Annotated in this window: 14 protein-coding genes; 4 read left to right on the top strand and 10 right to left on the bottom strand. The window is 68.8% G+C overall.

Annotated features, from left to right (window positions below):
• Nucleotides 1-238 precede the first annotated feature (238 nt).
• Nucleotides 239-991 carry an iron-sulfur cluster repair protein YtfE gene (gene ytfE, locus ASE31_RS23175; RefSeq protein WP_057204169.1) on the top strand — a complete coding sequence of 251 codons (753 nt, stop codon included), beginning with the start codon at nt 239-241 and terminating at the stop codon, nt 989-991.
• A 13-nt stretch (nt 992-1004) separates the two neighbouring features.
• Entirely contained in the window at nt 1005-1427 is a 423-nt protein-coding gene (locus ASE31_RS23170; protein WP_057204168.1) for a group III truncated hemoglobin, read from the top strand.
• A gap of 16 nt (nt 1428-1443) precedes the next feature.
• Here ASE31_RS23170 and ASE31_RS23165 read toward each other — a convergent pair whose 3' ends face one another.
• From ASE31_RS23165 to ASE31_RS23160, 3 genes are all read right to left on the bottom strand, one after another.
• Nucleotides 1444-2082: a hypothetical protein gene (locus tag ASE31_RS23165; RefSeq protein ID WP_057204167.1), complete on the bottom strand. Its 639-nt coding sequence runs from the start codon at nt 2080-2082 to the stop codon at nt 1444-1446.
• Nucleotides 2083-2142: 60 nt separating this feature from the next.
• The gene (locus ASE31_RS32290; RefSeq protein ID WP_164470688.1) at nt 2143-2310 is read right to left on the bottom strand and encodes a LiaI-LiaF-like domain-containing protein; all 168 of its coding nucleotides are present in this window, start codon (nt 2308-2310) and stop codon (nt 2143-2145) included.
• Nucleotides 2311-2380: 70 nt separating this feature from the next.
• Nucleotides 2381-2809, bottom strand: a complete 429-nt coding sequence (locus ASE31_RS23160; protein WP_057204166.1) for a hypothetical protein — start codon at nt 2807-2809, stop codon at nt 2381-2383.
• Nucleotides 2810-2943: 134 nt separating this feature from the next.
• Here ASE31_RS23160 and ASE31_RS23155 point away from each other — a divergent pair, with 134 nt between their 5' ends.
• Nucleotides 2944-4302: an SWIM zinc finger family protein gene (locus tag ASE31_RS23155; protein ID WP_057204165.1), complete on the top strand. Its 1359-nt coding sequence runs from the start codon at nt 2944-2946 to the stop codon at nt 4300-4302.
• Nucleotides 4303-4320: 18 nt separating this feature from the next.
• Nucleotides 4321-7098, top strand: coding sequence for a DUF6493 family protein (locus ASE31_RS23150; protein ID WP_057204164.1), 2778 nt, complete (start codon nt 4321-4323; stop codon nt 7096-7098).
• A gap of 10 nt (nt 7099-7108) precedes the next feature.
• On the opposite strand, the gene ASE31_RS23145 is transcribed toward ASE31_RS23150, so the two are convergent.
• From ASE31_RS23145 to ASE31_RS23115, 7 genes are all read right to left on the bottom strand, one after another.
• Nucleotides 7109-7564, bottom strand: coding sequence for a hypothetical protein (locus ASE31_RS23145; RefSeq protein ID WP_057204163.1), 456 nt, complete (start codon nt 7562-7564; stop codon nt 7109-7111).
• 4 nt (nt 7565-7568) lie between these two features.
• Nucleotides 7569-7988, bottom strand: a complete 420-nt coding sequence (locus ASE31_RS23140; RefSeq protein ID WP_157412618.1) for a hypothetical protein — start codon at nt 7986-7988, stop codon at nt 7569-7571.
• A gap of 74 nt (nt 7989-8062) precedes the next feature.
• Complete coding sequence (locus ASE31_RS23135) at nt 8063-8635, bottom strand: VOC family protein (protein WP_057204186.1); 573 nt, start codon at nt 8633-8635, stop codon at nt 8063-8065.
• A gap of 19 nt (nt 8636-8654) precedes the next feature.
• Nucleotides 8655-9653, bottom strand: a complete 999-nt coding sequence (locus ASE31_RS23130) for a zinc-dependent alcohol dehydrogenase family protein (RefSeq protein ID WP_235514736.1) — start codon at nt 9651-9653, stop codon at nt 8655-8657.
• A 20-nt stretch (nt 9654-9673) separates the two neighbouring features.
• A complete protein-coding gene (locus tag ASE31_RS23125; RefSeq protein WP_057204160.1) occupies nt 9674-10252 on the bottom strand; it encodes an amino acid synthesis family protein in 579 nt (192 codons plus the stop codon).
• A gap of 29 nt (nt 10253-10281) precedes the next feature.
• Nucleotides 10282-11253, bottom strand: a complete 972-nt coding sequence (locus ASE31_RS23120) for a tripartite tricarboxylate transporter substrate binding protein (protein ID WP_057204159.1) — start codon at nt 11251-11253, stop codon at nt 10282-10284.
• A gap of 88 nt (nt 11254-11341) precedes the next feature.
• Nucleotides 11342-12202 carry a fumarylacetoacetate hydrolase family protein gene (locus ASE31_RS23115; protein ID WP_057204158.1) on the bottom strand — a complete coding sequence of 287 codons (861 nt, stop codon included), beginning with the start codon at nt 12200-12202 and terminating at the stop codon, nt 11342-11344.
• Nucleotides 12203-12616 lie beyond the last annotated feature (414 nt).

Below are 12616 nucleotides of genomic sequence, written 5' to 3'. Positions count from 1 at the left end.
TTGCAAATGCTCGCCATAGCCCGAGCTATGGCTGTGCTTTGCGCCTAGATCCGAGGCGTTTTGGCGCGCACTTCGGACACGGCCAAAAAATTCTCAGCCTCTGAGCAGCCCGGGCCCGGCCCCGGATGGCGCCTGGTTGAGACAGATCAAAGAGACCACCGGCACCATGGTCAAAATAAAGATTCATTTCAAATACCACTTAAAATAAACATATTGAATGAATCTTTAAAGGACTGCCATGAACGCCCGTGACCCTGCCTCCTTTGCCCACGCCCCTGCTGGCGCGCCCTTTGACCTGCATGCGCAGCAGCCAATCGGTCAGATCGCCGTGCAGCTACCGGGCTCCACGGCGGTGTTCCGGCGCCTGAAGCTCGATTTCTGCTGCGGCGGCCAGGTGAGCCTGGCGCAGGCGGCGGCCGACAGGGGGCTGGATGCCGAGGCGGTGCTGGCCGAACTGGCGCAGCTGCAGCGCGGCGATGCCCTGCCCCAGGCGGGCGCCAGTGCCAGCGCGCTCATCGACCTGATCATCGCGCGCTACCACGAGGTGCACCGCGCACAGCTGCCCGAGCTGGTGCGCCTGGCGCGGCGCGTGGAGGCCGTGCACCGCAGCCACCCCGCCGTGCCCACGGGCCTGGCCAATGCGCTGGAGGCCATGCACTCAGAGCTGCTGGAGCACATGGGCAAGGAGGAAACCGTGCTGTTCCCGATGCTTCGCGCGGGCGGCAACCCCTTCGTGGGCATGCCCATCAGCGTGCTGCGCGCCGAGCATACCGACCACGGTGCGGCGCTTGAGCGCTTGAGCGCATTGGCGCACGACACTATCCCGCCCGAGGATGCCTGCAACACCTGGCGCGCGCTGTATGCGGGCATTGCACAGCTGAATGACGACCTGATCAGCCACATCCACCTGGAGAACAATGTGCTGTTTCCGCCCTTCGAAGCGCAGGCGAGCGCGGCCGGCTGTGCCAGCACGCAATGCGGTTGCCACTGAGCAGGAGCCACCGATGACCGAGAAGGACTTTCTGGAGCCCGGCACCGAGAGCATGGCGCTGCTGGTACACAGCTTTTATGCCGACGTGCGCGCCCACCCCTTGCTGGGCCCCGTGTTCGAGGCCGCGCTGCATGGCCGCTGGGACGCGCACCTGGCGCGGCTGGTGGACTTCTGGTGCACGGTGGCGCTGGGCGCGCGCAGCTTCAAGGGCGATGTGTTCGGCAAGCACATGGAGCTGACCGGCATCACGCCCGCGCATTTCGCGGCCTGGGTGGGGCTGTGGCAGCAGCACACCAGCCGGCTCTTCGCGCCCGCGTTCGCGCAGGAGCTGCAGGTGGCTGCGCATGGCATTGCGCGCAATCTGTTCCGGGGGTATTTCGGAGCGGCGTCGGCGTTTGTGGATGCGCGCGACAGGGATGCGGCGCCACACCCGTGACGGCTGTGGCGGTGGCCTACTCTTCTTGAGGCTGCACTGTCTGCAAGCCACGCTTGACCGCAGCCAGGGTCTTCTCTGGCACCAGCGCATCCGGCGAACCCAGTTGGGCGGCCAGCAGCTCCCTGCGCAGCGCCAGCTCGGCCAGGGCCGAGGTCGCGCGGGCCACCGACGCCTTCATGGCGGCTTCGGCCTCGTCGCTCTGGCCGAAGACCGCCTCCATGTGCGCCAGCAGCGCCGGCCTGTCACTGTCTTTGGCGGCCTTCAAGTCGGTCACGGCCTTGGCGCCTTCGCGGTCCAGCGTGTCTGCGTGCAGCGCCTTGCGGCGGGCGTCAAGAAGGCTTTTCACGAGGTTCTGCGCCGCCCTCAGGTACGCCAGCGATGCGACCGCCAACTGGGGCCTGGCCGAGGTGTCGATGCGCTGGACTGCGGCGATGGCGCCATCCAGGGCCAGGGCGGCATCGTCCGCCTTGTTGAACAGCCCCGGCTCGGCCACCCCTTGAAAGTCTGCCAGCAACTCGGCCCCGGCGCCGGCACGGCTGCTGGCGCCCTGGACCAGCACGCTGACCGCTTCGACCGGCTTTTCGGACGCCAACGCCCCGCCCCAGGCGCCAGCCAGCGCCCACGCCATCGCCAGCGCCACCACGTTCTTACCCATGACCTCTCCCTTGTTGGAGCGGCGATCGTAGCGGACGCAAGCGCCTGCGGCAGGCGTGGCTTACTTTTCCCGGGGCGTGAAGAACAGCGCCACGCCGATGGCGATCAGCGCCAGCGGCCACCAGGTCACCAGCAACTCCTTGAGGCTGATGCTGATGAGCCCCAGGTTGGTGAGCAGAAAGAACACCCCCAGCACGACCAGAACGATGGCAGCGACGTTGCCCTTCATGTGCACTTCCTCCAAGATGGTTGTTGCGGGCCGATGCAGACGGCCTCTGGCACGGATTATGGGGGTTGGCCTATCCCAGGCGACCAGCCGATGCCTGCGCGCGCAGCACCGCCAGGTGCGACCCCAGCACGCAGCAGGCCGGCGTGACAACGATGCCCGCGAGGTTGAACCACAGCGGCAGCTCGCTCCAGAAGGCGAAACCCACCAGCGTGCTCAGCACGCCCACCGCCAGGCCGTTGAAATACGGGTACACGACTGCAATGCGCGCCGCGACATGGCCGCCCAGCACGCTGACCAGAGCGCCGAGCACCATGCTCCAGACCAGGTAGCCGTCGTCGTCGGCCAGGTCGGCCAAGGCCTGGATGATCTGCTCTTCGCTCTGCCCCTCCATGGCCAGCAGCAGGCCTTGCAGGGATACCAGCACCACACCGGCCAGGATGGACAGTGCCAGCAGGAGCGAGGTGCCCACGATGAGGGCCTTGGGGTTGATTCGGTTCACCGTAGACGCTTTCAGGGTTGTTGGCCCGCGTAATGTACTGCGCGCAGGCGCCGCAGGCTGGCAAGCACACAACATGCATGGACAGGGGGCATCCTGGAGGCCCGCCTGGGCAAATAAGACAGAATCGGCCGCCCATGCTCCAGTTCGCCCACACCTACCGCTATGCCCAGCCCTCGTCCGTGGACCTGGCGGGCGCCGCGCCGCACCTGCGGCTGGCCACCTCGTCACCGGGCGAGGCGGCGCACCCGCATTTCTTCGAGGGCCGGCTGCACCAGCCCCAACTGGCCGCGCAGTTGCTGAGCGCCGTGCACCTGCTCGTGGGCTCGCGCTTCTTCACACCGGCCAACAGCGTGGCCAAGGCGGTGGCGCTGGCCGACCCCGTGGTCACGGCCGGCAGCGGCATGCTGCGGCTGGAGGGCTTTTCGGCCTGCTGCAGCACCTACATCCGGGTGGACATGGAGCCGGGCGCCTACGCGGGCGACATCGTCGGCAAGGGCACGACCAACATCGACTTCAACGCGCCGATGCGCGCCGCGCTGGCGCAGGTGCGCGATGCCGATGGCCTGGCCCTGTCGGTAGGAGCCGCGGCCTTCACGCTGCACACCGCCGGCACGCAGGTGGTCGAGAAGAAGGTGGAGCTGCCCCTGCGCTGGCTGCGCAGCATGGTGGCCGTGCAGAGCTACCAGGCGGCCATGCGCAAGGTGTTCGAGGTGGGGGCCATCCCGGCCCTGCGCTTTGTGCGCGGCCTGCCCCGGGCATCGACCAGCAAGACCCCGCTGTGGGTGGTGGCCGGCCCCCAGGGCCTGCGCACCACGGCGCAGAACGATGGCAGCGGCGTGCGCTTTACCGACAGCAGCCGGCTGCGCGTGCTCGAGACCCTGCTGCCCAAGGCGCGCACGCTCACCCTGTTTGCCGACGCGCAGCAGCAGGCCAGCGCCTGGTGCCTGGACTTCGGCGCCATGCGCCTGACCCTGGTGCTCAGCGCCGAGGTGTGGCGCGGCTTCTCGGGCGAGGGCCAGGCCCTGCAGGCGCTGGTGCTGGCCGATGAAGGCCGCCCCGCCAGCGCCGTGCGCGCCCAGCTGCACTGGCAGGACACGCTGCGCAGCGATGAGCTCGCGGCCACGCTGCAGTGGCCGGCGGCCGACGTGGACCGAGCCCTGCAGCTCCTGGGCGCATCGGGCCTGGTGGGCTATGACCTGGTGCACGGCGCCTACTTCCACCGCGTGCTGCCCATGGACCTGGCCCAGCTCGACGACATGAACCCGCGCCTGGCCGATGCCCGCGCGCTGCTGCAGGCCGGTGCCGTGCGCCTCTTGTCCACCACCCCGCTCGATGCCGAAGTGCAGAGCGCCGACGTCAGCTACCGCGTGCGCGAGGTGGATGGGCTGCTGCGCTGCACCTGCCCCTGGTTTGCCAAACACCAGGGCGAGCGCGGGCCGTGCAAGCATGTGCTGGCGGCATGCGCTGCGCAGGCGGCAGCCGCATCGAACTGAACCGACCCCACCCCACCCATGCCAAGCACCGACGACAACCGCAGCTACGACACACCACTCGAAAAGAGCCTTCTCGCAGGCGACATCCCCGCCGTGATGGACCTGCTGGCCGCCATGGGCCCGGCAGAGCGCGTTGCCGCCCGGCCCGCCGTGGCGCACCTGACCCACATGCGCTGGGGCCTGCTGCGGCCCGACCAGCGCAACCCGCTGAACCTGCGCGTGGCCTTTGACAAGGCGCAGGCCAACCGGCTGTTCCGCGCCATCGATCTGGCCCGTTTCCTGTGCGAGCCGGAGCATCCGCTGTGCGACTACTGGATGCACATCGGCATCGAGGACATTCCGGCTTTCAAGGCACGTTTCAAGCCCGCCCTGTCGACCGTGCCGATCGACAAGCAGCTGCAAGGCGACTTCCGATGGCACTACCCGCTGTACATCCACCGCGCCATCGTGGCCGGCTTGGTGGAGCGCCCCGGGACCGACGAGTACGTCGACGCCCTGTTCTTTGGTGACCTGCGCGGTGAATCCAACGTGGTGCTCAAGCACTTCGACGCCGACCCGGGGCTCGCGCCCTGGCTGCTGCGCCTGTTCGAGCGCGAAGGCAGCTCCGACGGCAGCTTCGCCGCGCGCGAGAAGTACTGCCACGACCCCGATCTGTACTGGAGCCATGCTTTCCTGACCCTGTGCGAGCGCGGCGTGTACACGCGCGCGCAGTTGCTCTACAAGACCCTGGGCGCGCTGGCCTGCGACTGGCCGCAGTTCAAGTCGGGCTGGTTCTCGCGCTTTCACGAACAACTGGCACCCACGGTGGACGAGATGGCGCTGCAGGCCGACCGCTACCTGGCCCTATGCCACAGCCGCATCGCGCCCACCGCAGGCATGGCGCTGCAGGCCGTGGCCGCGTTGTACAAGGCCGGGCACGTGACAGGTGACGCGGTGCTCTGCGCCGCCACGCCCGCAATGTCGGCCACGGCCAAAGGGCAGGTGCTGGCCGCGTTGGAACTGCTGGGCCTGGTGGCGAAGAACGAACCCGCGCTGGCCCACCCCGCCAGTGCCATTGCCACCCAGGCCCTGGCGCACACCGGCGCGGACGTGCAGAAGAAGGCCATTGCCTTTCTGGGGCCCTGGGGCCTGAACGAGGCGGGCCAGGAGCTCGCGCGCAGCTACCTGCCCTTCGTGTCGGCGGTGAACCGGCCGGCCCTGGCCAAGCTAACTGGTGAGGCGCAGGCGCCGCAGGCTGCAGCCACCTCTGCCGCGCCGGCAGCAGCAGCGCCCCGCAGAGTCTCGCCGCTGGACGCAAGCCGCGCCCTGCCCCCGCTGGACCAGATCCCCGATGTCGTCGAACGCATGGCCTATGCGCTGGAAAACCCGGCCGACGTGGACGAATGGGAGCGCGTGGCCGGGGCGCTGGTGCGCATGGCGCCCATGGCAGCCTCGGACAAGGCCGCCTTCCTCGCGCTGCAGAAGCGCACCCGAAAGATGGAGTGGACCACCCGGCCCCTGCCCTTCGCACTGGCCCGCATCCTCGCGGCCGCGCTGCAGGGCGAAGGCACGGCAGGGGACGTGATGCATGTGCCCGGCAACATCCCCAGCCGCGCGCAGCACTTCATCGGCCCGCGCGTGCAGGGCCTCATCGCCCAGGCGCTCGCAGGCCAAGGCCTCACGCCCCTGTCCACCCCCACGCACCGGGGTGGCTTCATCGACCCGCGCGAACTGCTGGCGCGCATCCAGGCGCACCAGTATGCCGGGGTGCAAGCCCCCATGCCCGAACAAGTGCTGGCGCTGATGCGCCTGGTGCCCGCGCAAATGGACGCGGATGCAGCCCATGCCGCGCTGGCCGAAGCACAAGGCATCAAGGACCCGGGCCCGCTGGTACAGGCCCTGCGCTACGCACTGGGCGACGACACCGCGAAGGTACCCAAGGATGCAGCGGCCCGCCCCCTGTTCCTGGCTGCTGCGCGCATCCGCTCCCCGCAGGCGGACGACGCCCCCACGCTGGCCGCCTACGGCGACCTGGGGCCCGGCGGCCCGCTGCATGCGCGCTGCGACTGGCACGTGGTCAGCCAGGCCAGCGAAGGCGGCTACACCTTCCACCACCTGTACATCACGCACGAGCCTGCGCTGCAGCCGCAGGCACATGGCCGGCCGCACCACACCGCATTGGCCCTGTGCGCCAAGCACCTGCCGGACACGCGTTGGTCCAAGGAATACGAGGCGGCCCCGATCCGCTTTGCGGCCAGCCTGCTGCCCTCGGGCCTGGAGCCCTTGTTTGCCGAAGCCGCACGCACCGTGGGCAACAACCTGGACTGGTGGGAGGCCCAGTGGCAAAACCGCGCCTACCTCGACCTGCTGCTGGAGCCGACCACGCCCTTCACCCCCATGGCCCGGCTGCTGTTGGCCGTGGCCCTGGCCGGCAAGGAGCCCGGGCAGACGGCACTGGCGGTGGATGGGCTGGTGCTGGGCGTGCACGATGGCCGTCTGGACCTCGCGGCCCTGGGCGACACGCTGGCCCGCCTGTGGGCCACGCCTCTGGTCAAGGGCCCGCGCTATGCCAAGAGTCTGGCGGCCGCAGCCCAGGCGCATGCGGCCATGCCAGCGGCGGTGTTTGCGCTGCTGTGCGCCATGCTGCAAGAGCCCATGACCACCTGGCGCAAGGACCAGGCCCCCCTGCTCGAACTGCTGCTGGAGCTGCAGCTGGCGCATGGCCTGGCCCTGCCGGGCAGCACCAGAGCGGCGCTGGGTGCCATGAAACTGGGTGGCAAGGGCAAGGCGGCGCAGCAGCAGTTGCTGGGCAAATAAGAACCGATGTTCAGCAGTAGCGCAGGCCCGCGCTGGCCGCAAACCCCTTGGGATCGAACCGGCTCCATGCCGTGCCCCAGGGGAAGGTCACATCGCCGTTGCCGAAGTGGCGGCCCAGTTGCTTGCCCAGGGCCTGGCGCACGAAGGCGATCTCGTTGTCGATGGCCTTCTGGGTGGGCCAGCCGTCTTCCTCCTGGGCGCCGGGCAGGCCCACGCCGATGAGCACCATGTTCAGCAGCCCTTCGTGAAAACCCAGCGACAGCCAGCACGGCTTGCCACCCAGGTCGAAGCCGTGCAACGACAGCCAGGCGTAGCCGTTGCCATGCTCGTGCGAGCCGCCGAAGAACTCGGCAAGCAAGGCCTGCACATCCTGCCTGCGCAGGCCCTTGCCCACCACGCGCCCCGAGGGCTGCAGCGTCAGGCTGCCATCGGCGGGGTTGATCTCCAGGCGCTCGCGCTGCGGCATGCGCTCACCGGCCGCGCCGCGCCACCAGCCAGCCCCCGAACCAGCAGCCCGCCACGGTGAAGAACGCATTGGCCAGGTCAAACCACCAGTCCCAGCCCGAGCCCGTGCCGATGGCCAGGCCAATGGATATGGCGGTGAGCAGGCCCGCCACCACCAGGTTGTTGGCATAAGGGTGCGCCGGTGCCAGCCGCGCCGTGACATAGCCGCCCGGTATGCACATGGCCCCGCCCACGAGGAGCAGCGCCAGCGTGCCCAGGTTGCCATCCAGGAACTCGGTGACCGCCTGCGCCATCTGCGCATCGCCGCCGCCCTGGGCCTGGAACCACCACGAGGCCAGGTACCACAGCCCATAGGCAATGGCTGGCAACAGCACCAGCATCAACACGACGCCGGCAAGAATGGCCTTGAAACTGAATCGGTGCACGAACGACATCCTTTGCCACGTTGAAGTGGCCCGATGGTACGCGCAGCCAAAGTCCGTTGGCAGGCTGCAGGCATTCAGCCCGGCGCAGATCCCCCCGCCTGCTGCAAGGCCTGGCGGCGCTGGGCGAAGCGTACCGCCCATTCCGAGACGGGCATGAAGCTCGGATCGGTGCGCACCACGCGCTCGGTCTGGGCCCAGATGGCCTCGTCGTCCTGGTCCAGGTCCAGCGGGTCGCCGTGCGGCTGGCTCACGTACCAGGGGGTGTCCAGGTACACCTCCACGGTGTTGTCTTCGGGGTCCATGCAGTAGATCGAGATCGCGTTGCCGTGGTTCAGGCCGCGCATCTTGGTCGCGCCCAGTGCCAGGGCACGGCGGCGCGCCTCGCGCAGGTGGTCGATGGTCTTGACCTTGAAGGACAGCTGCATCACCGTGCTGGGCGATTCGGCCCCGCGCCCGCCGGCCAGCACCAGTTGGTGGTGCTGGTCGTCGCGCCCGCTCAGGAACACGATCTCGAAGCGGAAGGTGACGCCCTCGCCCCGGTCGGTCTCCTGCATGTCGAACACGCCGGTGTAAAAGCGTTTCATCACCTCCAGGTCGCGGCAGAAGATGCCGCAGTGCGAGAGGTTGGCGCTGTAGGGTGGGTTCATGGTGGCGGCCTCCATGGGGTCAGGGGATGAGGACGAGTTTGCCCAGCGTGCCACCGCTGTCCAGCAGCTCGTGCGCCTGGCGGGCCTGCGCCAGCGGCAGGCGCATGGCGCGCGGTGCACGCACCTGGCCGCTGGCCATCAGCGCAATGGCCTGCTCCATCAGGCCACGGCGCTGTGCGATGTCGGCATCCACCGCGTGGATCGAGAAGGTGCGGATGGCCAGGCTCTTGGCCAGCAGCTTGCGCAGCTCGTCGAACACGTCGCTCGACGGCGGGCCGGCGAGGATGTTGTACGACACCGCCATGCCCGAGGGCGCCAGCGAGCGCAGGCAGGCGATGAAGAGCGCCGCACCCACATGGTCGAAGGCCAGGTCCACGCCCCGCCCGCCGGTGAGTTCCATCACACGCTGCGGCAGGGCCTGCACGTCATCGCCATCGACGAGGTCGGTGACCCCGTTCTCCAGCGCGAAGGCGCGCTTTTCCGGGCTGGATGCCGTGCCGATCACGCGCAGCCCCCGCGAGCGCGCCACCTGCGCCAGCGCCGTGGCCACGCCGCCGGCCGCGCCAGGCACCAGGATGGCATGCGCCGGCAGGTTGCCGTTGCTCGCCAGCAGCGCCAGCGCGAGCTGGAAGTTGCCCAGGCTCACCGCGTCGTCGAAGCCAATGCTGGCCGGCAGCACGAAGGGCACGGCCTGGTCCACGCAGATGGCCTGCACATAGCAGCCACCGCGCTGGGGCAGCTCACGCGCGCTGACCAGTACGCGCTCGCCCACGGCCAGGCGCACCACGCCCGGGCCCACGGCGTCCACCACACCGGCCAGCTCATTGCCGGGCACGGCGGGCAGCGGGGGCATCCATTTGTAGGTGCCGTTGCGGATCAGCACGTCCGGCCCGCCCGCACCGATGGCGTGGGCGCGCACGCGCACTTCGCCCGGCCCCGGCTGGGGTTCGGGCAGGTCCACGAGCGACAGCACCTCGGGGCCGCCAGTGACCTGCAGCTGCACGGCCTTCATCGTCATGGTGGTGTGTGCCGCCATGCTCAGCGCTGCCCGTCGTGCACGGAGACCTGCTCGCGCGTGAGCCCGCCCAGGCGCGAGTGGACGCGCCCGCCATCGGCCATCACCAGCGCGAACAAAATCTCGTTGGGGCGCGGTGCATCCTGTATGCCCACCTCGGTGCTGTTGAAGTGGCTGCGCACATAGGCCGCGTGGATGTAGTGCAGCGGCACCATCAGCCGGTAGCCCGTGGCCGCCACGGCCTTGGCCGCCGGCACGATGGCCTTGGGCTCGCCCAGCACCTGGCGCATGGCCCAGCCGCCCGCCTCGTGCCAGACCGCGCCATGCTCCAGCTCGCCGTTCACGCCGACGATGGCGGCCTTGCTGTAGGCCTGCACGTTCTCCTTGCCCAGGGTGTCCACCAGTTCCTGCGCCAGCAGGGTGCCCAGGCTGCGCAGCTCGGCCATGAAGGGCAGCAGGTCCGGCTCGTAGCGGCCGGCGTAGGGGTTGTGGATCACTGCGCAGGCCGACGCCACGCGCAGCGGCTGCTGCGCTGGCGGGCCGCCTTCGTGGTAGATCGTTTCAATGGTGAGGCTGCGTTTGCGGATGGCGATCAGAGTCATGCGAAAAGTCTTTCAGTCAATTGCGTCGTTCATTGTTTCGGTATCTTGGCATCGGCCACCACCTGCTGCCACTTTTCGAGCTCGTGGCTGACCATGGCCTTCATCTCTTCGGGCGTGCTGCCGCGTGCCTCGCCGCCCATGTCCTCCAGCCGCTGGCGCACGGCGGGCGCCTGCAGCGCGCGCAAGGCCTCGGCGTTCAGGCGCTCCACCACGGCCCGGGGCGTGCCGGCCGGTGCCATCAGGCCGGCCCACGAGCGCACGTCGTAGCCAGCCACGCCCTGCTCGGCCACGGTGGGCACGTTGGGCAGGCCCGGCCAGCGCTGCGGGCCCGTGGTGGCAATGGCGCGCAGCTTGCCGGCCTGGATGTTGGCCATCACCGCCGTGGGTGGCGCGATGATGAAGGGCACGTCCCCCGCCAGCAAGGCGGTGAGCGACGCCGCATCACCCCGGTAGGGCACGTGCAGCAGGTTCACCCGCGCCAGCCTGGCCAGCAGCTCGCCGGCCAGGTGGTGGGTGGAGCCCACCCCCGCCGTGCCATAGGCCACCGTGCCGGGCGCGGCCTGCGCGCTGGCGATCACCTCGCGCAGCCCCTGCACCTTGGCGCTGGCGTTGACCACCACCAGAAAAGGGAAGTAGGTGACGGTGGAGACCATCTCAAAATCGGCCACCGACTTGTAGGGCAGCGTGTTGTACAGCGCCCCCGCCACTGCGTGCCCACCGGTGGCCAGCAGCAGCGTGTAGCCGTCAGGCCTGGCGCGCGCCACGGTGGTGGCGGCAATGGTGCCGCCCGCGCCGGACTGCGCCTCCACCACCACGGGCTGGCCCAGCGCACGGGCCATCTCCATGCCCACCGCGCGGGCGATGGCGTCGGCATTGCCGCCGGGCGCAAAGCCCTGGTAGAGCTTGATGGCCCGCTCCGGGTAGGCCTGGGCCAGGGCCGGCAATGCCGGCCATGCAAGGGCAGCCGCGCTGCAGGCAGCCAGCAGGTGTCTTCTGTTCATGGTGCTTGTCTCCATGGGCGGCGGCCGTCTTGGGGCCTGGTGCTCTACCCGTTGGTGGTGGATGGATGGGATCTGGGGAGTGGCAAGCTCAGGCCTGCGCGACCACCGGGTTGCGCAGCAGGCCGATGGCCTCGATCTCCACCTCCACCACGTCACCGGGCTTCATGAACTGCGGGGGCTTCTTGCTCCAGCCCACACCGGCCGGCGTGCCGGTGATGATCACGTCGCCGGGCACCAGCGTGAAGATGGTGGAGGCGTAGGCGATGAGGCGCGGGATGGAGAAGATCATGTGGCCCGTGTGGCTGGACTGCACCACGGCGCCGTTCAGCCGCGTCTCCAGCTTGAGCTCGCGGCCGGGAGCGATCTCGTCGGCCGTCACCATCCAGGGGCCAAAGGCGCCGGTGGACTCGAAGTTCTTGCCCGATGCAATCTGCTTGGCATGGAACTGCCATTCGCGCACGCTGGCATCGTTGTAGCAGCTGTAGCCTGCAATGTGCGCCCAGGAATCGGCCTCGCTGATATCGCGCCCCTCCTTGCCGATGATGACGGCCAGCTCGCCCTCCCAGTCCAGCGACTCCGACACGTGCGGGCGCACGATGGGACCCTGGTGCGGCGTTTGCGAGCGCCAGACGCGCAAAAAGATCGGCGGCTGTTCGGAGAGTTCGCGGTGCATGCCGGCGGCCAGCACCTCCTGGTGGTGGTCCATGTAGTTGCGCACCGCACAGACGATCTTCTCGGGGCGGGGGATCACGGGCAGATACACCACGTCGGCCAGCTTCGCATCGGCACCCAGCCCGGCCACCAGCGCATCGCGGCGCGCGAAGTCGGGGCTGGCGATGAAGTCGGCCAGCGTGGCGTGGCCTGTGCGCACCGCCAGTTCTGCCACGCCATCGGCGACGACAACGCCCCAGGTTTCACGGCCGGCGATCGAGTAGGACATCAGTTTCATGGGTTTCCTTCAAGGGGATGGGAGAGTTGAAAGGGATGGCGGCCTGAAGGGAATTCTTCAAGCCGCAAGACTTGGTGCATGAAGTTATTTTTATGCATAAAACATCGTAAATGCATAGTGGTTTACACCAAGCACAAAAATTGAGTGGCACAAAAGAGCCTGCCAGCGGGCGGCGGTTCAAGTGATCAAGGGAGGGGGAATTTGCTGGAGAGCTTGCACCCGACCCCGCGTGCGCCAGGCAGGCAGGGACAGCCCCGCAGCGGCGTGCCGCCTGGGCTGCGTGGGTGCGGATGCGCTGGGGCTGCGCGAAGAAAAAGGCTGAAAGGGATGCACGGGGCCGCGACGGCCGCCGGGCTTTAGGCGGTGCGTGCAGCCCGCTACCGGTCAGTTGGGTGCAGGGACAGCCAGGGGCCC

The sequence above is a fragment of the Acidovorax sp. Root217 genome, from assembly GCF_001428645.1.
Taxonomy (GTDB): Bacteria; Pseudomonadota; Gammaproteobacteria; order Burkholderiales; family Burkholderiaceae_C; genus Acidovorax.
This window is presented reverse-complemented; position numbering and strand designations above follow the sequence as displayed.

Coding starts and splice junctions, on each gene's coding strand:
- ASE31_RS23130 (WP_235514736.1), bottom strand. CDS start 9,653: ATGACGATGAAGGCCGTGCAGCTGCAGGTCACTGGCGGCCCCGAGGTG.
- ASE31_RS23120 (WP_057204159.1), bottom strand. CDS start 11,253: ATGAACAGAAGACACCTGCTGGCTGCCTGCAGCGCGGCTGCCCTTGCA.
- ASE31_RS32290 (WP_164470688.1), bottom strand. CDS start 2,310: ATGAAGGGCAACGTCGCTGCCATCGTTCTGGTCGTGCTGGGGGTGTTC.
- ASE31_RS23155 (WP_057204165.1), top strand. CDS start 2,944: ATGCTCCAGTTCGCCCACACCTACCGCTATGCCCAGCCCTCGTCCGTG.
- ytfE (WP_057204169.1), top strand. CDS start 239: ATGAACGCCCGTGACCCTGCCTCCTTTGCCCACGCCCCTGCTGGCGCG.
- ASE31_RS23170 (WP_057204168.1), top strand. CDS start 1,005: ATGACCGAGAAGGACTTTCTGGAGCCCGGCACCGAGAGCATGGCGCTG.
- ASE31_RS23135 (WP_057204186.1), bottom strand. CDS start 8,635: ATGAACCCACCCTACAGCGCCAACCTCTCGCACTGCGGCATCTTCTGC.
- ASE31_RS23145 (WP_057204163.1), bottom strand. CDS start 7,564: ATGCCGCAGCGCGAGCGCCTGGAGATCAACCCCGCCGATGGCAGCCTG.
- ASE31_RS23115 (WP_057204158.1), bottom strand. CDS start 12,202: ATGAAACTGATGTCCTACTCGATCGCCGGCCGTGAAACCTGGGGCGTT.
- ASE31_RS23165 (WP_057204167.1), bottom strand. CDS start 2,082: ATGGGTAAGAACGTGGTGGCGCTGGCGATGGCGTGGGCGCTGGCTGGC.
- ASE31_RS23150 (WP_057204164.1), top strand. CDS start 4,321: ATGCCAAGCACCGACGACAACCGCAGCTACGACACACCACTCGAAAAG.
- ASE31_RS23125 (WP_057204160.1), bottom strand. CDS start 10,252: ATGACTCTGATCGCCATCCGCAAACGCAGCCTCACCATTGAAACGATC.